This window comes from Streptomyces kryoterrae (assembly GCF_054072135.1).
The window spans coordinates 6,519,733-6,545,533 of record NZ_CM133358.1; the positions used below are offsets into that span (position 1 = coordinate 6,519,733).

Genomic DNA, 25,801 nt, shown 5'->3' on the forward strand with positions numbered 1-25,801 from the left:
GATCGTTCAGGGTGAGTGACGGGACTTGAACCCGCGGCATCCTGGACCACAACCAGGTGCTCTACCAGCTGAGCTACACCCACCATGACCGGCTTGGGAAGTCCGAGTGGTCTTCCTGACCGGCCGAGAAAAAGTGTACAGGGTCCGAAGGGGTGCTCGCGCCCGGCTTTTCCCGGGGCTGCCGTAGGGCTACTGCGCCGCGGGCAGGACGTGCTTCGCCGCGATCGTGCGAGCCGTGTCCGAGTCCGGGCCGGGCTGCGGTACGAAGATCGCCTCGCGGTAGTAGCGCATCTCGACGATCGACTCGCGGATGTCGGCGAGGGCGCGGTGGTTGCCGTTCTTGGGCGGGCTGTTGAAGTACGCCCTCGGGTACCAGCGCCGGGCCAGCTCCTTCACCGAACTGACGTCCACGATCCGGTAGTGGAGGTACGCCTCCAGGGTGCTCATGTCGCGGAGCAGGAAGCCGCGGTCCGTGCCGACCGTGTTGCCGCACAGGGGGGCCTTGCCCGGTTCCTTGACGTGCTCGCGCACATACGCCAGGACCTGTGCCTCGGCGTCGGCCAGCGTCGTACCGCCGGCCAGCTCGTCGAGAAGGCCCGACGAGGTGTGCATCTGCCGCACCACCTCCGGCATCGTCTCCAGCGCCGAGTCGGGCGGACGGATGACGATGTCCACCCCCTCGCCGAGTACGTTCAGCTCGGAGTCGGTGACCAGTGCGGCCACCTCGATGAGCGCGTCGTCGGACAACGAGAGACCGGTCATCTCGCAGTCGATCCACACCATGCGATCGTTCATGTGTCTCACCTTACGGGGAGTGTGCCCGCGGCGGATCAGTGGTGCGGGGTGGTTGTGCGGTGTGGTTGTGCTGGGGGTTGGTGAACCGGCGTCGGTGTGGGCCCCGACCGGGGGCTCCGCCCCCGGACCCCCGTATCGCGCTGAACGCGCTCGTCCTCAATCGCCGGACGGGCTGGATGGTGCCGCCCAGGCTTGACGGTGCCGCTCTGGCTGGATGGTGCCGCCCAGGCTGGATGGTGCCGGACGGGCTGGGGAACGTGCCCCCAGCCCGTCCGGCGATCAAAAGCTACGCGCCGCTCCGCTGCCCGGGCAGAGTCGCGCGGTTTCCGACGTACGGGTCCCGCGCGTGCTCCGCCGACAGGCCGACCGGGCTCGCCGTACGCCGGGCCTGGATCGGGACCGGGCTCTCCGGGTGCAGGGAGCGGTCGTGGCCGCCCTGGCCGTGGTGCCCGTGCCCCTGGCCCGCCGTGGTCGGCGTACCCATGCCGCCGGGGCCGCCCTGCGCCCCGGTCACCCCTCCGTCCGGCTCCTGCACCCGCTCACTCTGCGGCCTGCGTGCCCGGTATGCCGCGCGGTACGCGGCCGGGGACGAGCCCAGCTGGCGGCGGAAGTGGCCACGCAGAGCCACCGGGGAACGGAAGCCGCAGCGACCCGCGACCTCGTCCACCGAGTAGTCCGACGTCTCCAGGAGACGCTGGGCCTGCAGGACGCGCTGCGTGATCAGCCACTGCAGCGGCGCGCTTCCCGTGAGCGAGCGGAAGCGGCGGTCGAACGTACGACGTGACATGTACGCGCGTGCCGCCAGCGTCTCCACGTCGAACTGCTCGTGGAGATGCTCCAGCGCCCAGGCGACGACCTCGGCGAGCGGGTCGGCGCCGATCTCCTCCGGTAAAGACCGATCGAGGTAGCGCTCCTGGCCGCCCGATCGGCGCGGCGGGACCACCAGTCGGCGGGCCAGCGCACCGGCCGCCTCGTTGCCGTGGTCCGTCCGCACGATGTGCAGGCACAGATCGATGCCCGCCGCCGTGCCCGCGGATGTCAGTACGTCGCCGTCGTCCACGAAGAGTTCCCGTGGGTCGACGTGGACCGACGGATAGCGCTTCGCCAGTGTCGGTGCGTACATCCAGTGTGTTGTCGCCGGGCGGCCGTCCAGCAGGCCGGCCGCCGCGAGGACGAACGCGCCTGTGCACAGGCCTACGATTCGCGCACCCTCTTCATGGGCCCGGCGCAAAGCGTCGAGCGCCTCTTCCGGTGGCGGCGCGGTGATCGAACGCCAGGCGGGCACGACGACGGTGCCTGCCCGTGCGATCGCTTCCAGGCCGTTCGGCGCGGTCAGTTCCAGCCCGCCGGTGGTCCGCAGCGGTCCCTCTTCGCCTCCGCACACCAACAGTCGGTAGCGCGGCACTCCGGCGTCCTGGCGGTCGATCCCGAACACCGAAAGTGGTATCGAACTCTCGAAGATGGGGCCGCCGCTGAACAGCAGCACCGCGACGATCTCCTTGCGGCGTCGCCCGGAAAGTTTCCGGGCCGCGGCTTCCGGCGCGGCAGTGGAGTCGTGGCTCATACTGCTAAGCCCCCCTCGGTGGTCGCGTCGCCCCTATCTTGTCGGGCTTGTCGCTCCAGCACGTTTCCCCTCGGTCCTGCACGAGTCCCCCGCCGTAGACAGTCAAGATCGAATCTACTGTGTCCCATGATGCCGAGGTGACCAGTTGGTCACTCGACGGATTGTCGACTTGGCAACTTGGCGTAAAGCATTCGATCACGAAGCGTTGCACTCGTGGGGCGTGCAGGGAAGTGCGCCTCGTCGCAGTGGCCAATCCGCGTAGGGTGCGAGGACCCGGCGGGACCCTTTCAGTGCAGGTGGAACAGGGGTTTGGGGGTTGTTCGGCCAAGGGGTGCACGGTAGCCGGAAGTTGGCTGAAAAGCATCGGGCGCGTGCGCTAAAACAGGTCAGTCGACCGGTGTACTTCCGCCGAAGTGCCGGCCGCCCCGGTGGGTGCCGGAAGCGGGGCCGGAATGGGCGCCGGAAGGGGTCCTGCCGTGCCGCCCACGGGGCGGGGCGCTCTCCTCGGCCGGCGGCCGGGCCGCGCAGCGTTCGGACTGCCGCATCAGCACCCGGCACACCCCTGTCACGGCCGCCAGCCCCAGTGCCGTACCGGCCGCGCCGCCGAGCGAGGTGCCGTAGAGGACGAGTACCACGGGGACCAGAACGCAGCTGAAGGCCGCCCAGCGGACGAGGTCGCTCGCGGAGTCCTGGCTCGGTGAGGTCATGGCTGCTCCCTGTGACGACGGGTCACGGGGTTCAACGCGTGTTCGAGCGGTCGGTCACTGGTCAGGCTGTCCGGAAGATGTGCGCGGGAGTGTTGGGCGTGGGCGAGATGTAGGCGAACCCTGTGGAAACAGCCTGTACGTGGCAGCAACCATTGCGTTACGGGCACCCCCTCGTGCATGCTCCCTGGAACCCGCCCGGAGTACGTGCGGGCTATGGGCTACGGAGGCGTGCCGCCGTACCCTTGGGGGTATGGGGTTGGGAAGATGATTCCCGGACACAGCTCCGCCGCACACTGTCGTCCCACATCACGTTGTCCCACCACGAGGATCAAAACGCCGAGAATCCCATGGCCGGTCACGAATTCCTGGAACCCGCGGACCGCAAGCGCCCCGTCGCCGATCACACGGCGGCCGAGCCCTTGGCGGCGGAAGAACCACGTCAGTCGTGCGACCCCGCGTTCAAGCACGGTGTCGTCGTCGGTTTCGACGGCTCGACGTCGAGCGAGCGCGCCCTCGCGTACGCCATCGGAATGGCCCACCGCTCCGGTTCGGGGCTGATCATCGTGCATGTCGCCAACCGGCTGCCCACCACGGTGTGGGCCGGCTGCGAGCCGCCCGTCTTCGTCGACGTGCCGGACCACAGAACCGAGGTCCTCGGGCTCGAACTCGCCTGCGCGGACTATCTGGCCGAGGTGCCCTGGATCCTCGTCGAGCGCGGCGGCGACATCTGCCACGAACTCGAAGAGGTGGGTCGGGAGTACGAGGCCGACGCGATCGTCGTCGGCTCGACCCACGGCATCGTCGGGCGCATCTTCGGCTCGGTGGCCGGACGGCTCGCGAAGCGCGCCCAGCGTCCGGTCATCGTCATTCCGTAACTCCTCCTCAACTCTTCTCCCCAACTCTCTTCCTCAACTGCTTCCTTTTCTGCGGGAGATGAGCTGCGGCCGCCGCCGAACTCCTTCGTGGGCTGCCTTTTTGCGCTGAGCAAACCTACTTGCGCGTAGAGGTGTTTGTGCGCTTGTGAAGGGCATATATCGGTCACCGCACAAGCTGTACGGGCACATGCACGAAGGGAGCCCGCCGTGGACAATGACGTCTCCGCGGGAAGCACCACCACGATCCTCGGCCATCTCGCGCTCGGACTCACCCTGTTGGCCTTCGGCCTCGGGCACACCGAGGTGATCGACGGCGTGACGGCAGCGAGCGCGGTCTCACTCGCCACCTATGTCGGCGGCCTCGCCCTCTTCATCGCCGGGCTGCTCGCCTTCCGCGACCGGGACACGTTCACCGGTACGGCGTTCGCCGCGCTCGGGGCGTTCTGGTTCACCTGGGGTGTCGGCGCCGACACCCAGGTCTCCGCCAACGCGGCGGGGCTGTTCCTGCTGCTGTTCGCGCTCGTCGCGCTCAGTCTGACCCTGGGGGCCTCCGCGGCGGCTCCGCTCACGCGGGGCGCGTACGGGCTGTTGTTCGTGGCGATGCTGCTGCTCGCCATCGCGCAGTTCGGGGACTCCGGAGGGCTTGCCAAGGTCGGTGGCTGGTTCGCCGCGGCGAGTGGGCTCGTGGCCTGGTACGCGGCTACGGCGGCGCTGGCTCACTGGCCGACGGTTCTTCCACGACGTGCTGCCGGCCGGGGCGTGACGGCCACCGGTTAGCCGCGCAGGCCGGGGGTTGGGCGACCCCCGGCGAATATGAGCGAGCCCCCCGTGTCCGGTGGCAACACGGGGGGCTCGTTCTGTTGTCTGTCTCTGTCTCTGTCTCTGTCTCTGTCTCTGTCGCTGCCGCTGTGTCTGCGGGTGCGCGGGGCTTGTCGCGCAGTTCCTCGCGCCCCTGTGAGCCCTACTCCACAGTGACCGACTTCGCGAGGTTCCTCGGCTTGTCGATGTCCCTGCCCAGGGCCAATGCCGTGTGATACGCGAGGAGTTGGAGGGGGATGCCCATCAGGATGGGGTCCAGCTCGTCCTCGTTCTTCGGGACGACGATCGTCTCGTCGGCCTTTTCCTGTTCCTGGTGGGCCACCGCGAGGATACGGCCGCTGCGGGCCTTGATCTCCTCCAGGGCGGCGCGGTTCTTCTCCAGGAGGTCGTCGTTCGGGACGATCGCGACCGTGGGCAGCGCCGGCTCGATGAGGGCCAGCGGACCGTGCTTCAACTCCGAGGCGGGGTAGGCCTCGGCGTGGATGTACGAGACCTCCTTCAGCTTCAGGGAGGCCTCGCGGGCCACCGGGTAGCCCCGGACGCGGCCGATGAAGAGCATCGAGCGGGCCTCGGCGTACTGCTCGGCCAGCTTCTTGATCTCCTCCTCCCGCTCCAGGATCTCGGAGATCTGCCCGGGCAGCCTGCGCAGGCCCTCGATGATCCGCTTGCCGTCGCGGACCGACAGGTCGCGGGTGCGGCCCAGGTGCAGGGCGAGGAGGGCGAAGGCGACGGTGGTGTTGGTGAAGCACTTCGTCGAGACGACACAGACCTCGGGGCCCGCGTGCACGTACATGCCGCCGTCCGCCTCGCGGGCGATCGCCGAACCGACCACGTTGACGATGCCCAGCACCCGCGCGCCCTTGCGCTTCAGCTCCTGTACGGCGGCCAGCACGTCGTACGTCTCACCGGACTGGGAGACGGCCACGTACAGCGTGTCGGGGTCGACGACCGCGTTGCGGTAGCGGAACTCCGAGGCGGGCTCGGCGTCGGCCGGGATACGGGCCAGCTCCTCGATCATCTGGGCGCCGATCATGCCCGCGTGGTACGAGGTGCCGCAGCCGAGGATCTTCACGCGCCGCACGGCACGTGCCTCGCGGGCGTCCAGGTTGAGGCCGCCGAGGTGGACCGTGGAGAAGCGGTCGTCGATCCGGCCGCGCAGGACGCGGTCGACGGCCTCGGGCTGCTCGTGGATCTCCTTGTGCATGTACGTGTCGTGGCCGCCCATGTCGTACGAGGCGGCCTCCCACTCCACGGTGGTCGGCTCGGCCGTCGTACTCGTGCCCTCGGTCGTGTACGTGCGGAAGTCGTCGGCCTTGAGGGTGGCCATCTCGCCGTCGTCCAGAGTCACTATCTGCCGCGTGTGGGTGACCAGCGCGGCGATGTCGGAGGCGACGAACATCTCCTTCTCGCCGATACCGAGGACGACCGGCGAGCCGTTGCGGGCCGTCACGATGCGGTCCGGGAAGTCGGCGTGCATGACGGCGATGCCGTACGTGCCCTCGATCACGCGCAGCGCCTGGCGGACCTTCTCCTCCAGGGTCTCCGCCTGGGAGCGGGCGATGAGGTGGGTGAGGACCTCGGTGTCCGTCTCGGAGAGGAACTCGACGCCGTCGGCCTCGAGCTTCTTGCGCAGCTCGGAGGCGTTGTCGATGATCCCGTTGTGGACGACGGCGACCTTGTTGTCGGCCGACATGTGCGGGTGTGCGTTGTGGTCGGAGGGGGCGCCGTGCGTGGCCCAGCGGGTGTGGGCGATGCCGGTGGTGCCGGCGAAGCGCTTGGGGACCTTGGCCTCCAGGTCCCGGACCCGGCCCTTGGCCTTGACCATCTTCAGGCCCGCCGCCTTCGGCGAGGTCACGACGATGCCCGCCGAGTCGTAGCCGCGGTACTCCAGGCGCTGCAGGCCTTCGAGGAGCAGCGGCGCCACGTCACGCCTGCCGATGTATCCGACAATTCCGCACATATATAAGAGTCCCTGTCCCTGTCCCCGTCGTACGTGGATACGTACGCGGGTGATCTAGCCGTAGACGATGCGGCGCAGTTGACGGAGGGTGAGCTCCGGTGGTGCGACCGCGCGGTATTTGAGGTCCGCCTCGATCCGGTTGAAGATCTCCGCGTTCACCAGTCCCTGGCTCTGGAGTTCGCGGTGGCGGCGACGGACATAATCCTCGGTTGTCTCGTCGAAGTAGGCGAGAACGTCCTGAATCACCCGCAGCGCCTCTCCCCGGGCGAGGGGTGTGGTACGCGTCAGATGATCAACGAGTTCGTCGTGCACCCGACGATCCTGAGGTAAAGCGCTGGCAATCGCAAGAATCCTGCCCGATATCGGGCAACGGTCTGTTGAAACTCTTATGGGACCCTGTTCGGTGCCTGTTCACCCTGTGTCCTGCGTGGCGATGGCTGCCCAGAGCACCGTTTTCAGCCATGGACACTCCTCGCATGGGCGTACCCGAGCAGCTCGCAGAGCGCATGAGCATGGCCGAGCAGCACGAGTACCTTCGCGCCAAGTTCTCGCGGCGCACGATGATCAGAAGCGGTGCCGTCACCGTCGGCGCCGTCGCGGGCGGTGCGTTCGTACCGGGCACCGCTCAGGCCGCGACGCGGACCTCCGCACCGACGCAGACGTACTCGCAGACCGAGAAGGTCGACGGCGCGCTCGTCGCCCCCTTCGGCCGGCACCTCGCCTGGGGCAACGACCCCCGCACGGAGGTCACCGTCTCCTGGCAGGTCCCGGTCGCGGTGAAGAAGCCCTTCATCCGCATCGGCGCCCACCCCTGGGACCTCTCCCGCAAGATCGAGGCCGAGGTCCGCACCCTCTACACCCCGGCCGGTGTCGGCGCCAGCGGCGACCACACCCAGTACTACCTGCACGCCAAGCTCACCCACCTGCGCCCCGGAAAGACGTACTACTACGGCGTCGGCCACGCCGGTTTCGACCCGGCCGAGGCACACCTGCTGGGCACGCTCGGCACCTTCACCACCGCCCCCGACCACAGGAAGCCGTTCACCTTCACGGCCTTCGGCGACGAGGGCGTCAGCTACCACGGCCTCGCCAACAACAGCCTGCTGCTCGGCCAGAACCCGGCCTTCCACCTGCACGCCGGCGACATCGCGTACGCCGACCCGGCCGGCGCGGGCAAGACCGCCGACACCGGCTTCGACTCCCGCGTGTGGGACCAGTTCCTCGCGCAGACCGAGTCGGTCGCCAAGTCCGTCCCGTGGATGCCGGCCTACGGCAACCACGACATGGAGGCCTGGTACTCGCCCAACGGCTACGGCGGCGAGGAGGCCCGCTGGAACCTCCCCGACAACGGCCCGGACGCCAAGAACCTCCCGGGCGTGTACTCCTTCGTCTACGGCAACACGGCGGTCATCTCGCTCGACGCCAACGACATCTCCTTCGAGATACCCGCCAACCTCGGCATCTCGGGCGGCACCCAGACCAAGTGGCTGGAGGCGCAGCTCAAGAAGTACCGCGCCTGCGACGACGTCGACTTCATCGTGATCTTCTTCCACCACTGCGCCTACTGCACCTCCACCGCGCACGCCTCGGAGGGGGGCGTGCGCCAGGAGTGGGTGCCGCTGTTCGAGAAGTACACGGTCGACCTGGTCATCAACGGCCACAACCACCAGTACGAGCGCACCGATGTCATCAAGGGCGGCGCGGTCACCAAGAAGCTCCCGATCGGCGGCACTTCGTACCCCGAGACCGAGGGTGTCGTCTACGTGACGGCGGGCGCGGCCGGCCGCAGCCTGTACGCGTTCACCGCCCCGCTGTCCTACGAGGGCCACGAGAACGAGGTCGACTCGGTCGCCTCCTTCGTCAACACCAAGGACGGCAAGGTCAACGAGACGGTCACCTGGTCGCGCGTGCGCTACCTCGACTACTCCTTCCTCCGCGTCGACGTCACCCCCGCCGCCAAGGGCCGCCTCGCCACCCTGACGGTGCGCGGTATCGCGGAGACCGGCGACGAGGTCGACCGCTTCACGGTCGCGCGCCGCGTACGCTGAGCATGCTCCTATGCCCTGAAGGCAGGGCGTAGGAGTGAGTCACGAGTGACACCAACAGGCGGTTCTCCGGCGTGTGTCGAGCTTTTCTACATGCGCTTGAGGACCGCCTGTTTGGCGAGTGCGAACTCGTCGTCCGTGAGTACGCCGGTCCGGTGCAGCTCACCGAGTTCGCGCAGGCGGCGGAGCTGGGCGTCATGGTCGTGTTCGACCGGCTGTGCGTTTTCGGCTGTCGGTGCGGCGAGCTCCTTCGGCCGCTGCGGCGGTACGTGCGCCACGGGCGCCGCCGGATGCGGCAGGCGGGCCTGGACGGCCGCCGCGACCAACGCCATCAGCGGGTCCTTCTTGAAGCCCCACAGCTCGACGGAGTTGGGGTCGTACTTCGGCGGGGCCTTGGTCGGCGCGTGGCGCACACCGAAGCGCAGGTGGCCGTTCTCCAGGCCCACCGCCGGATGCCACTCCACGGCCGCGATGTCGCCGACGGCCAGGGAACGGGGGCCGGCGGCGGCCTTCGCGTCCTCCGTCTTCCAGTTCCACTCCAGCCGGACGTGCTCACCGTCGAAGGTCGCGGTGCCGTCCCCGGCCGACACGGACAGCGGTACGGCGGGCCCGGGCAGCAGATAGCGGTCCACGGCGCCGGACGGCACCTCGTCGAGCAGCAGCGCGTCGCGTACCTCGTCCACGAGGTACGCGGCGACGCCGTAGCGGTCCGACTCGACGTTCAGCTGATACGGGTCGTCGGTCTCCGCCAGCTTGCCGCCGGTGGCCTGGAGCAGCGGGTCGGCGCCGTCGCGCAGCCGGAGCCTGAGGCGCCCGGACTTTCTGCCCTGCTCGAAGGAGACACCGGCCAACGCGTGGAGGGGGACGGCGAGTTCGCCCAGTTCCCTGCGGAGCAGGCTGACGTTCCTGTCCCGCCCCGGGGTGAGCCGGAGGCCGTCACCGTCGAAGACCCATGTGCCGTCCTTCTGGATGATTTCCGCCATGGGGAGATTCTGGCACCGGGCCGTCACAGCCCCAGCGCGTCCGCCGCCTCGTCGTCGAACGCGAACCGAACTGCCTTGTCGGTCGCGGTCGTTGTGCGCATCGAGAGCCTGCCGGCGCGCACTCCGAGGGCGATCTCCGGGTTGTCCTGGCAGACGAGGACGAACGAGTCGTCGGCCGCGGCCCTCGGCAGGAACGCCTGGTCCTCCGGGAAGGGCGCGGAGGCACCCTGCTCGTAGGCGCACGGCCGCTGCTGCATCCCGTCGCCGGCGGCCCGGTCGCCCTCGATGTCCAGACAGAACCTCGACGCGGCGCTCACCAGGGCGACCGCGCCCTTCGTCAGGTGGACGACCTGCCACTGCTGCGTCTCTCCGCCGTCGCAGGCCGCCAGGGTGGGATCGGCGGGCGGTCCGGAACCCGGCGAGGCGCTTGTGGCCGGGCCGGTGACGCAGCGTCCGGTGGACAGGTTCTTGAGGGCGATCGTGTCGGTGGTGGCGTTGGCCACGGAAGACGGTGCGATGGAGGCGTTCGGCGTGGACGCGGAGCGTTCGGCTCCCTCGGCGGAGCCGGACCCCGCCAGCAGGCGCAGTACCCCCGTGGTCAGGACGGCTGTGACGGCCACGGTGACCGCCACCACGAGCACCGGCCGTCTGCGTCGGCGGCCCTCGGATCTGTGGCCCCTGTGCCCGGCCGGCTCGGACGACACGTACCGCGTGACGGGCTCGCCCCCCGACCGTGCCTTGCGGTACGCGGCCCCGCCCCACACCAGCACCTGGTCGACCAGCAGCCGCCGTGCCTCCTCCGCGTCACCCGCCGCGAGCGTGCGCAGCAGCTTCAGGTCGACGGTGCAGAACTGGCAGGTGTCCAGGTGCTGCTGGAGATCCGCGGGCGCCTCCCGATGGGTGCCGCGGGCGATGGCGCCGAGCATGGCGCCGTAGCGGAGGCACTGTGGGTCGGGGGTGCGGCCGGCCCGTACGCGCAGGAAGGTGTCGACCAGGCGGCTTCGGGCCGACTGGGCCAGGGAGGTGGCGAACTCCACGGTCGTGTTCAGGATCCTGGCCGCCGACGCCGTCTCCTCCGGCTCGGCCAGGCACAGCCACAGTGCGGCCCGTTGCTGGTCGGGCAGTTGCTCGAAGGCGGCGAGCAGAACCGAGCTGTGTTCCACCTGGCGCAGTGTGTCGACGGGGCCGAAGGTTTCCGTGGCCCGTTTCGACCAGTCACGGAACTCCGGGCGAAGCAGCCCGTGCCGTCCGTCGCGCAGCCAGCCGTCGGCGGTGCGCCGCACATCGGCGAGGAGGGCGGTGCGCAGGGCGGGACCGTCCTGCCGCGATCCGCGTGCGAGCACCTGGGCGGCCAGGTCGGTGGCGTCGCGCGGCCTGCCGCAGAAGGCTTCGGCGTACGCGTGGACGGCCGGGGCGTGTTCCGGTGGTCTTCCTGGCACGGACGGCCGGTGGTGCGGGACCTGCTGTGCGAGGTGCTCGGTCATGACTCTTGACTCCCCACGGAGCGGGCACGGCAAGGCCAGGACCGTAGTGCCGCATTCTGTGCGGGGGCTGTGCGTTCACCCACCCGTGTCGCGTACACGGAAAGTGACGAGGAGGGCGGAGACGGTGACGGGCTCCCCGAGGACCGTACTCGGGGAGCCCGTCTGCCTTGATCAGAACCCTGCGACGGGATTTCTCAGGGTGCCGATCAGCTGGAGCGCACCTGCCGGATCCGCCAGATCCACCATCTGCTCGTTGTTACGGAGTTGCAGCCTGTTGAGGCAGGACAGGGCGAACTCGGGGGCGAACATGTCGTACTGGCGGAACCTGTCGGCCAGTTGGGGGTTCGCCTCCTGGTAGGCGCGGATGACCTCGGCGACCGTCCGCCAGAAGTCGTCCTCCGCCAGGACGCCTTCGGTAGCGAGGTTCGCGGCCAGGAAGCGGAAGAAGCAGTCGAAGACGTCCGTGAAGAGGGACAGGAGCTTCTTGTCCTCCGGTACGTCCACGCGCAGTCGCTCGACCGTCGGCGGCAGTACCGCGTCCGGGTCCAGGACGGCGATCTCCTCGGCGATGTCCTTGTAGATCGCGCGCTGGACCGTGCCCTCCCTGAGGACGAGGATCACGTTCTCGCCGTGCGGCATGTAGACCAGGTCGTAGGCGTAGAAGCTGTGCAGGAGCGGGGTGAAGTAGGCGTTCAGGTAGCCGCGCAGCCACTCCCGCGGGGTCAGGCCCGACTGCTCGACGAGCGCCGCGGCGAAGGAGCGGCCCTCGTGGTCGACATGGACGAGCGACGCCATGGTGGCCAGCGACTCGCCGTCCTCCAGCGACGACACCGGGCTCTCGCGCCAGAGCGCGGCCAGCATCTTGCGGTACGGGGAGTAGCGGTCGGTGGCGGCCTCGTACTCCAGGTGGCGGTAGCCGACGGCCGCGCGCTCGCGGATGATCGACAGGCCCGTAGACTTCAACACCGGGTCTTTGTCGATGAGTTGGGCCAGCCAGTCGTTGATGGCCGGGGTCGCCTCCATGTAGGCGGCCGAAAGCCCGCGCATGAAACCCATGTTGAGGACCGAGAGAGCCGTCTTGACGTAGTGCTTCTCGGGGTCGGTCCGATTGAAGAACGTCCGGATGGACTGCTGGGCGAGGTACTCGTCGTCGCCCTCGCCCAGGCAGACCAGGTGCTGTTGGGCGATCTCGGCGGCGAAGGTGACGGTGAGCTTGTTCCACCACTGCCAGGGGTGCACCGGGATGAAGAGGTACTCGGCGGGGTCGAGGCCCTGGTCGATCAGTCTCGTACGGAAGCGGACGACCGTCTCCTGCCCCAACTCCGCGCGCAGGAAGGCCTCGTACTCGATGCCTACGCCCGCCGTGAACGCCGCGCGCGAGCGGTGCGCGGCCAGCCACACCAGCCGGACCGGGCTCGCGGTCTCGGGCGCGTACGAGAGGTACTCGTGCACACCGAAGCCGAGCCGTCCGTTGTTGGCGACGAAGCAGGGGTGGCCCTCGGTCATCCCGGTCTCGATCGCCTGGAAGTCGCTTCTCGTCAGCTCGGCGACGGGGATCTGCGGCTTGGTGAGCTTGTAGCAGGTGCCGGCGAGGGTGGAGGAGATCTCCTCCAGATAGACGGGCAGGACCTCGTCGCTCAGGCCGAGCGATTTCCGCAGCTCGATGAAGAAGTCGAGGGCGGAGAGCGGGAGTTCGGCCCCGCCGCGGTGCCGGGTGATCGAGTCGGCGTCGACCTGCCAGTGGTCGAGGGCGTGGCGGGTGGCGGCGAAGCGGTAGCGGGTCAGGCCGTCGTCGGCGAGTACGACGTAACAGTCGTCGCCTTTACCGTCGTCGCCCCTTTCGGGTTCGGGGGTGATCAGGCGTTCGTGCGCGAACTCGGCGAGGGCTTTGCGGATCAGGAGGCGGTTGGCCTGTTCCCAGCGCTCGGGGGAGAGATGGGCGGTGGCGTCGGTGAGGCTCATACGGACATCGCCCTCTCGAACTGCTCGCGGGTGCAGAAACTCAGCAACGCCTTCTTCTCCGGCTTCTGTATCTCTCGCTCGGGCACGAACCCGACGGCTTCGTTCAGGGCGTGGACGGCCTTGTTGGTCACGTCCGGTTCGACGACGACGCGGGCGGTGCGCGGGTCCTCGAAGAGGTGGGCCATCACGGCCGTGATGACGGACCTGGTGAACCCGGACACCGGTGTGTCGGTCGCCGGCACCAGGAAGTGCATGCCGACATCACCGGGCTCGGGCTCGTACAGGCCGGCCAACTCGCGGTGGACCGGGTCGTACCGCTCCATCAGGAAGGCGGGCACGCCGTCGTGGAGGCCGAGGAGGGCCTGTTGGTGCTCGTCGGCGGCGACCTCCGTGTAGGCACGCTCGACGTCTTCTGGCCGGGCGTCCTGCATCATCCAGAAGGCCGCCTTGGGGTGCGTGAGCCAGCTGTGCAGCAGCTCGGCGTCCTGGAGGGGGTCGAGCGGCCGGAAGGTGAAGGTCACGGCAGCCTTTGCGGTCGTGGAGGTCATACGGCGAACTCCTGGAAGGCGATGGTCTTCTCGACCGGGTAGTACTCGCTGCCGAGCAGCTCGCCGATGATGAAGCTGTTGCGGTACGCGCCCATGCCCAGGTCGGGCGAGGTGATCGAGTGGGTGTGGACGCCGGCGTTCTGGAGGAAGACCCCGCGTCCGGTCGTGTCGATCGCGTAGTTGCGGGCGATGTCGAAGTTGCCCTGGGTGTCGTAGCGCAGCCGGTCACGGACGGGCTTCAGGAACTCCGGCTCGGCGTACTTGTAGCCGGTGGCCAGGATCAGGCCCTGGGTGTCCAGGGTGTACTCCTTCTCCTGCTCCTCCTGGCGAAGCCCGAGCGTGTACGTCCCGTTCCCGTTCCCACTCCCGCTTTCGTAGGTCACCGTCTTCAGCGCGGAGTTGGTGAGCAGCCGGGTGGGGACCGGGCCGCCGAGGTTCTTCCGGTAGAGCAGGTCGAAGATCTCGTTGATCAGCTCGCCGTCGATGCCCTTGAACAGGCCCTTCTGCTCCTGCGTGAGCCGGTAGCGGGTCCGCTCGGGCAGCGCGCGGAAGTAGTCGATGTACTCCGGGGAGGTCATCTCCAGCGTCAGCTTGGTGTATTCGAGCGGGAAGAAACGCGCCGAGCGCGTCACCCAGTTCAGCCGGTAGCCGTGGACGTCGATCTCGCTGAGGAGGTCGTGGTAGATCTCGGCGGCGGACTGGCCACTGCCGACGAGCGTGATCGACTCCTTGGCCTGCAACTCCCGCTTGTGCCGCATGTACTGGGAGTTGTGGATGAAGTCGCCGCCCAGGTCCGCGCACGCCTCCGGGATGTACGGGGGAGTGCCGGTGCCGAGGACGAGCTTGCGTGCCCGGTAGAGGTCACCGGCGACCGTGCGGACGACGTACAGGCCGTCCTCGTCCTCGTAAGTCACCTCGGTGACCGTGGTGTCGAAGCGGACACTGCGCAGCTTGTTGGCGGCCCAGCGGCAGTAGTCGTCGTACTCGACGCGCAGGGGATAGAAGTTCTCGCGGATGTAGAACGAGTACAACCGGCCCGATTCCTTCAGGTAGTTGAGGAAGGAGTACGGGGAGGTCGGATCGGCGAGGGTGACGAGGTCCGACATGAACGGCGTCTGGAGATGGGCGCCGTCGAGGAACATCCCCGAGTGCCACTCGAAGTCGGGCTTCGACTCCAGGAAGACGCCGTCGAGTTCGTCGATCGGCTCGGTGAGGCAGGCGAGGCCGAGATTGAAGGGGCCGAGACCGATCCCGATGAAGTCGTAGGTCTTGTCCACTGCTTCGGTCCTGTTCATGGCTTCGGCTTCAGGAAGCGACGGAGGTGACGGAGGTGACGGAGGTGACGGAAGCGACGTGGTCCGCGGACTCTCCCAGGTACTGCTCGGCATGGCCGGCGATCAGGTCGAGTACGGCGGTGATGTCCTCCGTCGTGGTCTCGGGGTTGAGCAGGGTGAACTTGAGGTAGTGGCGTCCGCCGACCTTCGTCCCGGCGACCACGGCCGCACCGGAGGCGAACAGGGCCTTGCGGGCGTACAGGTTGGCGCGGTCGATCTCCGCGGGGTCGGTGACGGCGGCGGGGACGTAGCGGAAGACGAGGGTGGAGAGGGAGGGCTCGACGACGACGTCGTAGCGCGGGTCGGCGGCGAGTAGTTCCCACCCCTCCTGGGCCAGGTCGCAGACCTCGTCGAAGAGCTCACCGACGCCGTCGGCGCCCATCACACGCAGGGTCATCCACAGCTTGAGCGCGTCGAAACGGCGGGTCGTCTGGAGGGACTTGTCGACCTGGTTGGGGATGCGCTCCAGCACCATACGGCGCGGGTTGAGGTACTCCGCGTGATAGGTCGCGTGGCGGAGCGTGGCCGCGTCCCGGACCAGCAGAGCGCTCGAACTCACCGGCTGGAAGAAGGACTTGTGGTAGTCGACGGTGACCGAGTCGGCGCGCTCGATGCCGCTGAGGAGGTCGCGGCGCTTGACCGAGGCGAGCACTCCACAGCCGTAGGCGGCGTCGACGTGCAGCCAAGTGCCGTACTGGGCACAGAGTTCGGCGATCTCGGGCAGCGGGTCGATGGACCCGAAGTCGGTGGTGCCGGCGGTCGCGACGACGGCCATGGCGACCAGCCCGTCGCGCTCGCAGCGCTCCAACTCGTGGGCGAGGGCGACGGTCCGCATCCGCTTGTCGTGGTCGACGGGGATGGAGACGACCGAGTCGGGGCCCAGCCCGAGGAGCTTCGCGGACTTCTTCACGCTGAAGTGGCTGACCTCGGAGGCGAAGATACGCAGCTCGGCGGCGGACTCGCTCTTGGCCTCCTCCCGGGCCAGCAGCAGCGCCTGGAGGTTGGACTGGCTGCCGCCGCTGGTGAAGACGCCGTCGGCGGCGGGGCCGAGACCGATGCGCTCGTTGGTCCAGTCGATCAGCTTGCGCTCGATGAGAGTCCCGCCGGCCGACTGGTCCCAGGTGTCGAGGGAGGAGTTGACGGCGGAGAGGATCGCCTCGCCGAGCACCGCGGGTATGACGACCGGGCAGTTGAGGTGGGCGAGGTAGCGCGGGTGGTGGAAGTAGATCGCGTCGCGCAGATAGACCTCTTCGAGCTCGTCGAGGGCGGCTGCCTCGTCGAGGAGGGGCCGGTCCAGGTCGATCCGGTCGATGCGGGGGGCGAGGGCGTCGACCGTGACGCCGGTGAACGGACGGTCCGTGGTGGCGAGTTTCGCGGCCACCCGCTCGACTCCTTCGGTCACGGAACGGCGGTACCGCTCCGCGGTCGTGTCATTGAGCAGGTGCGAGCGCATCGGGGGAGCCTCCGGGGGGACAGAGAGGGCAGGTGCATGTTCGCCATGTCGAACGTTCGATTTAGGTAAGGCTAACCTAACTTAAGTTCCTGTGTGAACCACCTGCCCCACCCGTCATTCGGACTGCGCGCGCAGCTGTTCCTCGCTGAGCCCGCACCGCCAGTAACCGACGAAGGTGACGGCCCGACGGTCGATCCCGCGTTCACCTACGAGATGCCGGCGCAGCTCCTTCACGGCGGACGACTCACCCGCGATCCAGGCGTACGGCCGCTCGGCGGAGGGGAGTTGGGCGTCCCGGACGGCGTCGAGGGCCGTGGGCGCGCCGGTGCCGGTGCCAGCGCCTTCTGCCGTGCCCGCGCCGCGCACGAGCCAGGTGATCTCGGCGTCGGCGGAGGTCACCAGATCCTGGATGTCCCCGGCGTGCCCGGCCTCCAGCCAGACCTGGGCCCGGATACCGGTGGGGAGCTGTTCGAGGATCGCGGAGGCGGCCGGGACGGCGGTCTCGTCGGCCCAGATGACGACGAGGTCGGTGCCGGTCGGCGGGCGGAAGCGGATCGCACGGTTGTCGGCGACCGCCGGTCCGAGCAGGAGGACGCGGTCACCGGCGCCGGCGCGGGAGGCCCAGCGGGAGGCCGGACCGGCGGGGGCGAGGGCGCCGGGTTCTACGCCGTGCAGGACGAAGTCGATGTCGATCTCCGTCGTACGGCCGCGGGCGTCGGCGCGCAGAGCGCGGAGCGTGTACGAGCGCATCACCGCCCGTACGTCGTCCGGGAGTTCGCGCCACCCCTGCCACCATCCGTCGCCCAGCTCGACGGGCACGGCGGGGGCTTCCTGCCCCGGGTGCGGCAGGAAGAGGGAGAGGCTCTGGTCGCAGCCGTCCGAGAGGAAGGCGACGAGATCGTCCCCGGCGAAGGTGACCCGGGTGAGGGAGGGCCCGAGGCGGACGGTCCGTACGACATGGAGGGCGAAGAACCGGAAGGGGGCGGCAACGGCGGCGGTCGTCATGCGAACTCCTGATGCACATCGTCAGGGACACGATGACGCGCCCCGAAAGGGGCGCGGGGCTGTGACATTTGCGGCTCCGCCGCGGGGCGCGACCAGCCACAACAGACCCGCAGCTCCCCGCGAACAAGCACACGCACGGCGCGAATTGAGGCGCCCGGCGTCAACTGACCTTCTTCGCGCTCTCGATCGCCTCCGCGAGGCTAGTGAGAAGCGGCACGCACTTGTCGTACGACAGAATCGGCTCGGGATTACGCGCGATCACCTGCCCGGCCTTCACCGCGGGCAACTGCTTCCAGGTCGCCTCGGTGATGTCGGCGGGCTGGATCGCCGACGTACGGTTGTCCATCATGATGACGTCAGCCTTGTACTTGTCGACGTTCTCCCAGCTGAGGTTCTGGTACCAGCCACCGCTCGCCTTCAGTACATCGGCGGAGGGCTCGACGAAGTTCACGCCGAGGGCCTTGAAGTACTCCAGGTCGACGGAGAGGTTGGAGCCGGAGACGTAGAAGATGTCCTGGCTCGCGGAACCGACCAGCACCTTGATGTTCGGCTTGGCCTTGGTGGCCGCGCGCAGTCGGGCGGCGGCGTCCTCGAAGGCCTTCTTCGCGGCGGTCACCTTGGCGGAGGCGGTGTCCGCGCCGAGGGTCCTGGCCAGCTCCAGCATGCGCTGCAGCGGCTGGTCCAGCTGGATGTCGAACACGGAGATGCCGACCGTCGGGGCGCCGATGGCGAGGATCTTCTTCTTGGACTCCTCCGGGACGTACCAGAGGGTGCCGGCGCTGTCGAACATCGTGGTGACGAGGAGGTCCGGGGCGAGGGCCGCGTACTTCTCGATGTTGAACTGCCCCCACTCGTTGCCGAGGACGGTCACCTTGGTGACGTCCAGGTCGCCGGCCTGCACGTCGGCCTTGCCGTCCTTGGTCGTGGTCGGGCCGAAGACGCCCTTGACCTCGACGCCGTAGTCGTGGAGCGCGGCGGCGACACCGGTGAAGGCGACGATGCCGGAGGGCACCTTGTCGGCCTTGGCGGTCTCGCCGCGGTCGTCCTTGAACGTCCAGGGCCCGGCGGGAGCGGTGGCGGCGGCCTTCGACGCGTCCGCGTCCGAGCCACCGCTTTTCGCGTCGTCGTCCCCACAGGCGGCGAGGACGGCCCCGAGGCCGAGGGCGCCGCCTGCGGCGAGCATGCCGCGGCGGGAGAGGTGGGTGGCACGGGCGTTGGACATGAGATGGCTGCTTTCGAACGGGGCGGGTCGGCCCGCCGGACAATTCGAAAGTTAGGTTAGCCTAACTTTACCTACTGTCCAGGGGGTGGGTCGGGGGAAGTGGTGCGGGTGGGGCGATGTGCGCAGACCCCTGTGGGTGGCCTGTGAATCACAGGTAAGCCGTTCGTGTAGCCGGTTGTTCGTGCGCGATGGCGACGCTTGTGCCATGTAGGCGAAGGGGTGGCTGACGCTCAACTCGGCTCCGAGGCAACCTAGTTACGGATGAGTAGGTGTACTCATGCCAGGGCGCGGGTGCGGGGGCCATCGTTGAGGCATCGCGCGGCACGACGCGGCGCACGCACCGGAGGACACGATGAACGGCAACCGCCGCCCCCGCACCCTGCTCACCCTGGCCACGGACAACTGGCTCTCCCGGGGCTACCTGGCCGTGGTCGTCGCCGCGACGGGCTTCTTCCTCGTCGACACCTTCTTCATCTCCCACGCCGACGCCTCCATGTCGGGCGTGGTCCCGTGGGTGCTGACCGCTCCGCTGAGCCTCCTGTACACGCTCCTCCCCGAGGGCACGCTGAACGGCACGGGCGACGGGGTGTTCCTGGCCCTCTACCTCGTGGGCATCGCGGCGGCGGCTCTGGCCAACGCGGCGTTCATGGGGTACGCGCTGCGGAAGATCTGGCCGGCTTCGGGGGGTGCGGCTGCTGGGGTGTGAGCTTGGAAAACGGGGCGCGGGGGTGGGGAAAGGGCCTTGCGGGGGCCTTTCGACGGCCGAGAAGAGCACGTCGAGCCCCAACTCCACTGCCAACTCGGCCACTTCGGCCACCTCGGCGGTGACTGTCCTGGCCCTCGCGGCGACTGCGGGCGCTTCCACCTCCGGTGCGGGCGACTACTCGGCGAGCCCGCTTTCCCCGGCCTCCAGTTGGGAGGCAGGCGGCTCCTCCGGCGCCTTCACCTGGTCCTACGGCATGGCTGTGCCGCCTGCTGCGGCCGGACCGTCCCTGGCGCTGTCCTACGACTCCGGCAGCGTCGACGGCCGTACCGCCTCGACGAACAACCAGGCCAACCCGGTCGGCGAGGGCTTCGAGATCTCCTCGTCCTCGTACATCGAGCACGATCGTGGACGCCCAGGGCCGTACGACGGAAACCCGCGAGTACGAGGGCACCAGCCCGGCCGACACCGGCTACGGCGCCACGGTGGGCGCGACCTACACGTCCACGAAGTTCACGTACACCCGCGACGGCAAGCAGTCCACGATCACGGGACCCGACAGCGCCTGGTCGTACGCCTACGACCTCTACGGCCGCCAGACGTCCGCCACCGATCCCGACATGGGCACGACGACCACCGGCTTCACGACCCTGGACCAGGTCTCCTGGACCAAGGACGCGGAGGGCCGAGTCGTGATCAGCGCCTACGACGTGCTGGGCCGCACCACCGGCACCTGGTCGGCCCTCGCCACGGCAGACCTCTCCTCCACCACCGAGGAGCAGGTCGACGCGAACAAACTCACGGCGTACACCTACGACGGGGTCGCCAACGCCAAGGGCCAGCGGGACTCGGCCACCCGATACGTGGGCGGGGCCGTCAGCGGCACCGGCAGCGCGTACACGAAGAGGGTCACGGCCTTCGACAGCATGTACCGGGCCACCACCACCGAACTCGTCCTGCCGGACAACGACCTGTTGGTAGCCAAGAAGGCCGTCGCTGACAAGACGCTCACTTTCACAGCTGACTACCGCATCGACGGAACCCTGCGGAACACCACGGAACCCGCCGCCGGTGGCCTTGAGTCGGAGCAGGTCACATACGAATACGACGGTCTGGGCCTGAACACCCAGACCGAGGGCACCAGCGCTTACCTGCTGGACGCCAGCTACACGGCCCTCGGCCAGCCCCAGGTGCTCAGCCTGGGTAAGTCCAACGCCGAAGGCACCTACAACGCGTACATCAACAACCACTACGAGACAGGCACCGACCGCATCCTCAGGTCGTCGGTCACCGACGACACACACGCATACACGCTCCAGCAACTGAACTACGCCTACGACGCTGCGGGCAACGTCACGTCCATCTCGGACCCGATGACCCTCGGCGGCACCGGCGCGGCGGACAACCAGTGCTTCGGCTACGACGGTCACCGCCGCCTGACCGATGCCTGGACCCCGTCGGCGGCGGACTGCTCCACCGCCAACCGCACAACGGCCAACCTGGGCGGCGCTGCCCCCTACTGGACGTCGTACACGTACAAGGACTCGGGCCTGCGCGCGACCGAGGTCACCAAAACCACCAGTACGCCCACGACCAAGACGTACTGCTACGACAGCACGAAGACCCACCGCCTCCTCGCCACCACCGCCAACACCTGCACCGGCGTCACCTCGGCCTACACCTACGACGCGACCGGCAACACCAAGACCCGTCCGGACGGCACCGCGAGCCAGACCCTGACCTGGTCGGCGGAGAGCAAGCTCGACACCCTCAAGGAGGGCATCAGCACCACCGGCTACGTCTACGACGCCGACGGCAGCCTCCTGATCCGCCGCAACACGGCCGGCGAGACGGTCCTGTACCTGGGATCCAGCGAGATCCACCTCGACACCTCGACATCGACGGCGAAGTTCTGGGCCCAGCGCTACTACACCGGCGCCGGCTCGACGATCGCGATGCGCACCAACAAGTCGGGCACGGACAAGCTGAGTTGGCTGGCCTCGGATCACCACGGCACGAGCAGCCTCGCCGTGGACAACGCGACCCAGGTGATCACGAAGCGCTACAGCACACCGTTCGGCGCGGACCGAGACCAGCTGACCTTCGGCCCCTGGCCTGACGACAAGGGGTTCCTCGGCGCTACGAGGGACTCCGCTTCGGGGCTGACACATCTCGGGGCGCGGGAGTACGACCCGTCGACGGGGCGGTTCATCAGCGTGGACCCGGCGCTCATCCCGGACCAGCACCAGTCGCTCAACGGCTACACGTACGCGGGCAACAACCCCATCACCTTCAGCGATCCCACGGGCCTGTGACTCGACGACGGCACGGGCCACAACGAGCCGCGCCCGGGTGGCGGGGGCGGAGGCCAGAGTTCCACCCCCGGTGTCCCCGGTGTCCCCGGTGGCACAGTCGGTGCCGACGGCTGCTACTACACCTGCGCCAGTGGTGGGGGCGGGGGCACGGCAAGTACCAGCAGCACAGGGGACACCAACAGCAGTGGGGCGCCCGTAAGGAAGGAAAGTGAGCCCCTGTGGGGCTGGCTGGGCGACATCGTGGAAACCGCCGACAACTACGTCACCGCGATCGTCACCGAGCCCGACCTCTGGTGGGGGGCTGCGGAAACAGCCGGAAGCCTGTTGCTCATGGGCGCCGGCGGAGATGTTGTGCTTGCCGGCGGAGCCCTCTGCATCGCCACCGGTGTCGGCTGCGTCATCGGCGTTCCCGCAGCTGCGGGCGGTGTGGCCATGGTCGGTATCGGGGCTTTTGGCATGAAGGACGCCATCGGGCGTATCGACAGCGGGTTGAACAAGGCGCTGAACCAGGCGAACAGTCAATCCTCCGCTTCGTCTAGCGGTTCAAGGACCTTTACGTCGGATGACCCGCTTGTCGGTGACGTGGCCAACGCAATTGAAGCCAAGTATCCTGGCCTCGTTGATGATGTGAACGTTTTGACCAAACGTCCTGACGGGTCCACGCTGACAGACTTTGATATCGAGCTGAAGAATGCCACCATCCAAGTCAAGGCGGGCCCAGGAAAGGGTGCGGGTACTCAGGTGACTCGTACTCAGCAGGGGAGTAGTAAACCGGTGATTGTTTACGGTCCAAAAATGCGTCGAGTGTGATTAAGGAAGTCAATGGTCGAGGTGCCATCGGCGTGACATCATTGGATGATTTGTTGTCAGTGATTGCTCCATGAAATCATTGATCGTGTGCGTGGCGCGGGGTGTAACTACTGCGGAAATCTGCGATCAATTGCTCGGGAAAGGAATTGACGCAGAGTTTCAGGGTGAGTGCGTACTGGTCTCGTGCGCAGATGGTCTCGCATGGATCGAACCAGATTCGGCTGGTGAACTTGAGAGGGAGTATGAGCCTGACGAGATTTCTCTAATAGAGAAGCTAATCGGAAAATGGGTCGGCTTCATAATCGACTACCAGGCGCTAGAGGTGGCGAAAGTAATCGTGGCTGCAGTTTCTGAGCGGTGGGTATGTGTCGTTGATGATGACGATACATACCTGGGTCTCGGCAGTGGATATCTTGAGCGCTGAAGAAATTCGAACCCTGACTCTTCCCTACTGAAGACGACTGACCGGAGCGCTCGGCGACTCACGTGCTGGTGCTCCGCTATCAGACCGAAGCCCTGGCCCGGCGGAGCCTTGTTGTTCGGGTCCATTCCGATGACGGCTCCTCCGAATGGCGGGCGCGCCCCAGGTGGCAGTCGCAGCCTTTTGCCCGCACCGCCGCTACGGGCAAAAGTCCGAGTGTTTCCTCGCCCTTGTCGGCATGGCTGCCATCCTCATCGGCCGTCGGCGGCTATCGCCAGGGACGCGCAGCTATAGTTCGACGTGCCGAGGACGGGCGTCTGCCCGCCCGAACGCCAGCACTTCGGCGAGTACCTCCCGCATTCGCTCGATATCCTCGTCCGGCACGTCGAGTTCTGCCTCGATCTCGGGGGCGTCCAGTCCCAGTTCGCCCAGCGAGGCAGGATCCAGCGACACAGTGAGCCGCCTGCCCGACAAAGTGACCGCACGGACGCAGCCATAGGCGGTTCCATGGGCTTGCGTCACGACGCAGTGACTGTCGAGCCCGAGTGACATGTTCTGACGGGACAGTTCACGGATGTTGCTCATGAACAGCAGGAAGAACCCCTCGCCGGCCTCGTCCTCGGCGACGCCCGCCTGCATCACGTCGTTGTCGAGGTCGACCTCTGCTATTACTGCACGAGCAGTGAATCTCAGCGCCATGGCTGCTGTTGTAGCAGGACACCTGGGCGCCCCAGCAAGGCAGGTCGACCACTGTCGGAAACGATGTCGTAGAGCCGGATTCCGCCACACCCGCTACCGTGCTGTCCTCGAACTCCCTTGTGAAGCATGTCAGTTGTGATCACGCTTCTGCATGTCGACGGGGCGGGGGTCGGAGGATGAAGAACTACACGCCTGAAGTGATCGATCAGTTTCCGCATGTTCAACAACAGCTGGCGTCGCGCGTGGGGAATGGAGCCGCGGTGATCATCGTGGAAGGCGTTCGTAGTGCTGCAGTGCGGACGGACGAGGCCTCTGCTGCATACGTTGGTGCGCATGTAACGTCCTGCGAACGTCCCGCATCGTCCGAGCCTGGCCGTGTTGTGAGGGCGGTCGTGGAACTGAGCCGGGCATTTGGCGGCATGACGATGCGGGCTCTGCTGGGAGCCGAGCTCTCGCTGGGGCCTCAGGCATCGAAGACCCTGTTCGAAGTTCCGTACGGTGAGCCGATGGGGCTTGGCGCGGTTGCCGCGTGCAGTAGTGAGCTCGGTCCTCCGCTGGTGGCCGGATTGCCGCGTGACTTCTCCGATGCCGCGCTCGAAGGGCTGGTCGGGCACAGTGCGGCTGAGGCTCTGCCTGCCGGGCTGCTGCGCGTTGACCGCGCTGGGTTCGATGAGGTGGGGTCTTCCGAGATGGCGTTCAAGCTGGCAGGGGATTTGCTGCGGCGCGTGGTTGCCGCTCAGTTGCACGACCGAGATCCACTTGCGGTGGTCGAGGCTGTAGTGCGCGCGTGGTGATGCCAGGTCGTTCCCCAAGCGGAACCGTCCCGCGCCACCGGTGAACTCTGGCCGCGCGGGACGTGTCGGCCCCGGAGGCTATGCCTGGGCGAACAGCTCTTCCGCGTCGGCGGCTGTGAGCGCCCGGTCGAACCAGGCGCCGAGAGTGTCCAGGTCGGTGCAGCCGCTGATGCGTTCGCGGGCGGCTTCGGGGATGTCGATGCCGCGGAGGTCGAGGATGCGGAGGATGTCCTGGGCGCGGCCCTTGGCTTTGCCTTCAGCTTCACCCTTCGCCCGGCCCTCGGCTTCGCCCTTGGCCTTGCCCGCTGCTTCGCCCTCGGTGTAGCCCTTGATCCGGTATTCCTCCACGATGGTGCCGCTACCCGGGAAGCGGCTGGGACGCATGGCCACGAGGTTCCTCCAGAGTGCGCGGGCCGGGGTGTCACCCAGGCCGATTTCGGTGTATTCCGCCCAGTCGTCCAAGGCATTGCCGCCGACGTTGGCCAGCGCCGTCGCTAGAGCTTCCAGTATCGCAGGGAGGGCCGGGTCCTTGGCGTGAGCGAGTGCGGAGAGGACCGCCAGGGGGATGTCCTGTTCCGCCTCGTCCGGGTCGATGATCGTGGGCAGGTTGTCGGGGCCCAGGACCAGGGGAAAGATCGCGATGCTGGTGTGGGTGGGCAGGCCGATGCGGATCGGGTTCGCGGCCCAGGACGCGGTGTTCTTGTCCCGGCAGAGCACCAGCAGGATCGTGGGCACCTTGTACGTGGCGTAGAGGTAGGCCAAGTAGTACGTCCAACTGCTGTGCTTCTCCTGGTCCGGTTTGCCCTGGGACTCGAAGGCGAGCAGATAGCCGTCGTTGTCCTCTGTGCTGATCCGTAACAGGGTGTCCACGCGGCGTGCCAGGGGCTTGATCTCCGTGAGATCGGTGTCCAGGAACTGGATCGACGTGGGTTTGGGGAAGGGGATGCCGGCCCTCGGAAGGGCTCGGGCGAAGAGCTCCGGGTCCTCCCTGAAGATCTGGTGCATCGCCTCGTGCGGTGAGCTGACCATGCGAGGGAACGTAACGGGGCGAATGTGTTTCCGCGGCGCCAAGGCGATGCGTTCAGCCGTATGAGTGGCTTTTGCCTCTGGAATTTGCCAGAGGGGCATGCGTCCAGGCCTGCGCGGGCCCGTGAGGCGCGCCCGGAGGCCGGATTTCGCCACACCCGTTACCGTGCTGTCCTCGAACTCCCTTGCGAAATGCGCCAGTTGCGATCACGCTTCTGGGTGTCGACGGGGGTCGGGGGCGGGAGCGGGAAGTGGAGGCTGGGGCGGGTATGGGTGC

23 protein-coding genes and 1 tRNA gene are annotated in these 25,801 nt (G+C 67.8%); 8 read left to right on the plus strand and 16 right to left on the minus strand.

All coding sequences use genetic code 11. From position 1 onward, the window contains the following. Positions 1–10: 10 nt before the first annotated feature. The 4 genes from ACW4TU_RS28980 to ACW4TU_RS28995 all read right to left on the minus strand — a co-directional run bounded on the left by ACW4TU_RS28980 (position 11) and on the right by ACW4TU_RS28995 (position 3,066). Positions 11–83, minus strand: a tRNA-His gene (locus ACW4TU_RS28980). Positions 84–189: 106 nt separating this feature from the next. Further along, positions 190–795 (minus strand): oligoribonuclease, encoded by a 606-nt coding sequence (gene orn, locus ACW4TU_RS28985; protein ID WP_457417783.1) that lies wholly within the window; start codon positions 793–795, stop codon positions 190–192. A 286-nt stretch (positions 796–1,081) separates the two neighbouring features. Next, positions 1,082–2,359: a helix-turn-helix domain-containing protein gene (locus tag ACW4TU_RS28990; RefSeq protein WP_457417785.1), complete on the minus strand. Its 1,278-nt coding sequence runs from the start codon at positions 2,357–2,359 to the stop codon at positions 1,082–1,084. Positions 2,360–2,745: 386 nt separating this feature from the next. Then, entirely contained in the window at positions 2,746–3,066 is a 321-nt protein-coding gene (locus ACW4TU_RS28995; protein ID WP_457417787.1) for a hypothetical protein, read from the minus strand. Between the two features lie 347 nt (positions 3,067–3,413). Between ACW4TU_RS28995 and ACW4TU_RS29000 the strand changes: the two genes are divergently transcribed. Both ACW4TU_RS29000 and ACW4TU_RS29005 read left to right on the plus strand, forming a co-directional pair. Next, positions 3,414–3,941, plus strand: a complete 528-nt coding sequence (locus ACW4TU_RS29000) for a universal stress protein (protein WP_164406929.1) — start codon at positions 3,414–3,416, stop codon at positions 3,939–3,941. A gap of 207 nt (positions 3,942–4,148) precedes the next feature. Then, positions 4,149–4,718, plus strand: coding sequence for an acetate uptake transporter (locus tag ACW4TU_RS29005; protein ID WP_457417789.1), 570 nt, complete (start codon positions 4,149–4,151; stop codon positions 4,716–4,718). 184 nt (positions 4,719–4,902) lie between these two features. Here the strand turns inward: ACW4TU_RS29005 and glmS are convergent, their stop codons facing one another. Both glmS and ACW4TU_RS29015 read right to left on the minus strand, forming a co-directional pair. After that, positions 4,903–6,720 carry a glutamine--fructose-6-phosphate transaminase (isomerizing) gene (gene glmS / locus ACW4TU_RS29010; RefSeq protein WP_457417791.1) on the minus strand — a complete coding sequence of 606 codons (1,818 nt, stop codon included), beginning with the start codon at positions 6,718–6,720 and terminating at the stop codon, positions 4,903–4,905. A gap of 54 nt (positions 6,721–6,774) precedes the next feature. Then, the gene (locus ACW4TU_RS29015) at positions 6,775–7,032 is read right to left on the minus strand and encodes a hypothetical protein (RefSeq protein ID WP_457417793.1); all 258 of its coding nucleotides are present in this window, start codon (positions 7,030–7,032) and stop codon (positions 6,775–6,777) included. Positions 7,033–7,196: 164 nt separating this feature from the next. Here ACW4TU_RS29015 and ACW4TU_RS29020 point away from each other — a divergent pair, with 164 nt between their 5' ends. Then, positions 7,197–8,768 carry a purple acid phosphatase family protein gene (locus tag ACW4TU_RS29020; RefSeq protein WP_457430366.1) on the plus strand — a complete coding sequence of 524 codons (1,572 nt, stop codon included), beginning with the start codon at positions 7,197–7,199 and terminating at the stop codon, positions 8,766–8,768. A gap of 86 nt (positions 8,769–8,854) precedes the next feature. Here ACW4TU_RS29020 and ACW4TU_RS29025 read toward each other — a convergent pair whose 3' ends face one another. The 8 genes from ACW4TU_RS29025 to ACW4TU_RS29060 all read right to left on the minus strand — a co-directional run bounded on the left by ACW4TU_RS29025 (position 8,855) and on the right by ACW4TU_RS29060 (position 18,756). Then, a complete protein-coding gene (locus ACW4TU_RS29025) occupies positions 8,855–9,748 on the minus strand; it encodes a DUF4429 domain-containing protein (RefSeq protein ID WP_457417795.1) in 894 nt (297 codons plus the stop codon). 23 nt (positions 9,749–9,771) lie between these two features. Then, on the minus strand, positions 9,772–11,232 hold the full coding sequence (locus tag ACW4TU_RS29030) for an RICIN domain-containing protein (RefSeq protein ID WP_457417797.1): 1,461 nt from the start codon (positions 11,230–11,232) through the stop codon (positions 9,772–9,774). A 171-nt stretch (positions 11,233–11,403) separates the two neighbouring features. Further along, positions 11,404–13,194 (minus strand): IucA/IucC family protein, encoded by a 1,791-nt coding sequence (locus ACW4TU_RS29035; protein ID WP_457417799.1) that lies wholly within the window; start codon positions 13,192–13,194, stop codon positions 11,404–11,406. After that, positions 13,191–13,742, minus strand: a complete 552-nt coding sequence (locus tag ACW4TU_RS29040) for a GNAT family N-acetyltransferase (RefSeq protein ID WP_457417801.1) — start codon at positions 13,740–13,742, stop codon at positions 13,191–13,193. Before ACW4TU_RS29040 ends, ACW4TU_RS29035 begins: the two co-directional genes overlap by 4 nt. Next, entirely contained in the window at positions 13,739–15,037 is a 1,299-nt protein-coding gene (locus ACW4TU_RS29045) for a lysine N(6)-hydroxylase/L-ornithine N(5)-oxygenase family protein (protein WP_457417803.1), read from the minus strand. The genes ACW4TU_RS29040 and ACW4TU_RS29045 overlap by 4 nt, the downstream gene beginning before the upstream one ends. 10 nt (positions 15,038–15,047) lie before the next feature. Next, on the minus strand, positions 15,048–16,529 hold the full coding sequence (desA, locus tag ACW4TU_RS29050) for a lysine decarboxylase DesA (protein WP_457417805.1): 1,482 nt from the start codon (positions 16,527–16,529) through the stop codon (positions 15,048–15,050). Between the two features lie 114 nt (positions 16,530–16,643). Then, complete coding sequence (locus tag ACW4TU_RS29055) at positions 16,644–17,534, minus strand: siderophore-interacting protein (protein WP_457417807.1); 891 nt, start codon at positions 17,532–17,534, stop codon at positions 16,644–16,646. A gap of 160 nt (positions 17,535–17,694) precedes the next feature. Next, positions 17,695–18,756 (minus strand): ABC transporter substrate-binding protein, encoded by a 1,062-nt coding sequence (locus ACW4TU_RS29060; protein WP_457417809.1) that lies wholly within the window; start codon positions 18,754–18,756, stop codon positions 17,695–17,697. Between the two features lie 352 nt (positions 18,757–19,108). On the opposite strand from ACW4TU_RS29060, the gene ACW4TU_RS29065 reads away from it, so the two are divergent. The 4 genes from ACW4TU_RS29065 (at position 19,109) to ACW4TU_RS29080 (ending at position 23,008) form a co-directional block, all read left to right on the plus strand. Then, positions 19,109–19,462 (plus strand): SCO4225 family membrane protein, encoded by a 354-nt coding sequence (locus ACW4TU_RS29065; RefSeq protein WP_457417811.1) that lies wholly within the window; start codon positions 19,109–19,111, stop codon positions 19,460–19,462. 404 nt (positions 19,463–19,866) lie between these two features. Further along, a complete protein-coding gene (locus ACW4TU_RS29070; protein ID WP_457417813.1) occupies positions 19,867–21,774 on the plus strand; it encodes an RHS repeat-associated core domain-containing protein in 1,908 nt (635 codons plus the stop codon). A 240-nt stretch (positions 21,775–22,014) separates the two neighbouring features. Beyond that, the gene (locus ACW4TU_RS29075; RefSeq protein WP_457417815.1) at positions 22,015–22,584 is read left to right on the plus strand and encodes a hypothetical protein; all 570 of its coding nucleotides are present in this window, start codon (positions 22,015–22,017) and stop codon (positions 22,582–22,584) included. A 70-nt stretch (positions 22,585–22,654) separates the two neighbouring features. After that, on the plus strand, positions 22,655–23,008 hold the full coding sequence (locus ACW4TU_RS29080; protein ID WP_457417817.1) for a hypothetical protein: 354 nt from the start codon (positions 22,655–22,657) through the stop codon (positions 23,006–23,008). A gap of 285 nt (positions 23,009–23,293) precedes the next feature. Here ACW4TU_RS29080 and ACW4TU_RS29085 read toward each other — a convergent pair whose 3' ends face one another. Continuing rightward, positions 23,294–23,704 carry an Imm10 family immunity protein gene (locus ACW4TU_RS29085; RefSeq protein ID WP_457417819.1) on the minus strand — a complete coding sequence of 137 codons (411 nt, stop codon included), beginning with the start codon at positions 23,702–23,704 and terminating at the stop codon, positions 23,294–23,296. Positions 23,705–23,880: 176 nt separating this feature from the next. On the opposite strand from ACW4TU_RS29085, the gene ACW4TU_RS29090 reads away from it, so the two are divergent. Then, on the plus strand, positions 23,881–24,498 hold the full coding sequence (locus ACW4TU_RS29090; protein WP_457417821.1) for a hypothetical protein: 618 nt from the start codon (positions 23,881–23,883) through the stop codon (positions 24,496–24,498). Positions 24,499–24,576: 78 nt separating this feature from the next. On the opposite strand, the gene ACW4TU_RS29095 is transcribed toward ACW4TU_RS29090, so the two are convergent. Further along, the gene (locus tag ACW4TU_RS29095; protein WP_457417823.1) at positions 24,577–25,527 is read right to left on the minus strand and encodes an RpnC/YadD family protein; all 951 of its coding nucleotides are present in this window, start codon (positions 25,525–25,527) and stop codon (positions 24,577–24,579) included. Between the last annotated feature and the right edge of the window lie 274 nt (positions 25,528–25,801).

Bases quoted from the DNA above. Each gene is read 5' to 3' on its own strand.
- ACW4TU_RS29065 (WP_457417811.1), top strand. From the start codon at position 19,109: ATGAACGGCAACCGCCGCCCCCGCACCCTGCTCACCCTGGCCACGGAC.
- ACW4TU_RS29025 (WP_457417795.1), bottom strand. From the start codon at position 9,748: ATGGCGGAAATCATCCAGAAGGACGGCACATGGGTCTTCGACGGTGAC.
- ACW4TU_RS28990 (WP_457417785.1), bottom strand. From the start codon at position 2,359: ATGAGCCACGACTCCACTGCCGCGCCGGAAGCCGCGGCCCGGAAACTT.
- ACW4TU_RS29095 (WP_457417823.1), bottom strand. From the start codon at position 25,527: ATGGTCAGCTCACCGCACGAGGCGATGCACCAGATCTTCAGGGAGGAC.
- glmS (WP_457417791.1), bottom strand. From the start codon at position 6,720: ATGTGCGGAATTGTCGGATACATCGGCAGGCGTGACGTGGCGCCGCTG.
- ACW4TU_RS29020 (WP_457430366.1), top strand. From the start codon at position 7,197: ATGGGCGTACCCGAGCAGCTCGCAGAGCGCATGAGCATGGCCGAGCAG.
- ACW4TU_RS29035 (WP_457417799.1), bottom strand. From the start codon at position 13,194: ATGAGCCTCACCGACGCCACCGCCCATCTCTCCCCCGAGCGCTGGGAA.
- ACW4TU_RS29045 (WP_457417803.1), bottom strand. From the start codon at position 15,037: ATGAACAGGACCGAAGCAGTGGACAAGACCTACGACTTCATCGGGATC.
- ACW4TU_RS29000 (WP_164406929.1), top strand. From the start codon at position 3,414: ATGGCCGGTCACGAATTCCTGGAACCCGCGGACCGCAAGCGCCCCGTC.
- ACW4TU_RS29060 (WP_457417809.1), bottom strand. From the start codon at position 18,756: ATGTCCAACGCCCGTGCCACCCACCTCTCCCGCCGCGGCATGCTCGCC.
- ACW4TU_RS29030 (WP_457417797.1), bottom strand. From the start codon at position 11,232: ATGACCGAGCACCTCGCACAGCAGGTCCCGCACCACCGGCCGTCCGTG.
- ACW4TU_RS29080 (WP_457417817.1), top strand. From the start codon at position 22,655: ATGAAATCATTGATCGTGTGCGTGGCGCGGGGTGTAACTACTGCGGAA.
- orn (WP_457417783.1), bottom strand. From the start codon at position 795: ATGAACGATCGCATGGTGTGGATCGACTGCGAGATGACCGGTCTCTCG.
- ACW4TU_RS28995 (WP_457417787.1), bottom strand. From the start codon at position 3,066: ATGACCTCACCGAGCCAGGACTCCGCGAGCGACCTCGTCCGCTGGGCG.
- ACW4TU_RS29090 (WP_457417821.1), top strand. From the start codon at position 23,881: ATGAAGAACTACACGCCTGAAGTGATCGATCAGTTTCCGCATGTTCAA.
- ACW4TU_RS29040 (WP_457417801.1), bottom strand. From the start codon at position 13,742: ATGACCTCCACGACCGCAAAGGCTGCCGTGACCTTCACCTTCCGGCCG.
- ACW4TU_RS29055 (WP_457417807.1), bottom strand. From the start codon at position 17,534: ATGACGACCGCCGCCGTTGCCGCCCCCTTCCGGTTCTTCGCCCTCCAT.
- desA (WP_457417805.1), bottom strand. From the start codon at position 16,529: ATGCGCTCGCACCTGCTCAATGACACGACCGCGGAGCGGTACCGCCGT.
- ACW4TU_RS29085 (WP_457417819.1), bottom strand. From the start codon at position 23,704: ATGGCGCTGAGATTCACTGCTCGTGCAGTAATAGCAGAGGTCGACCTC.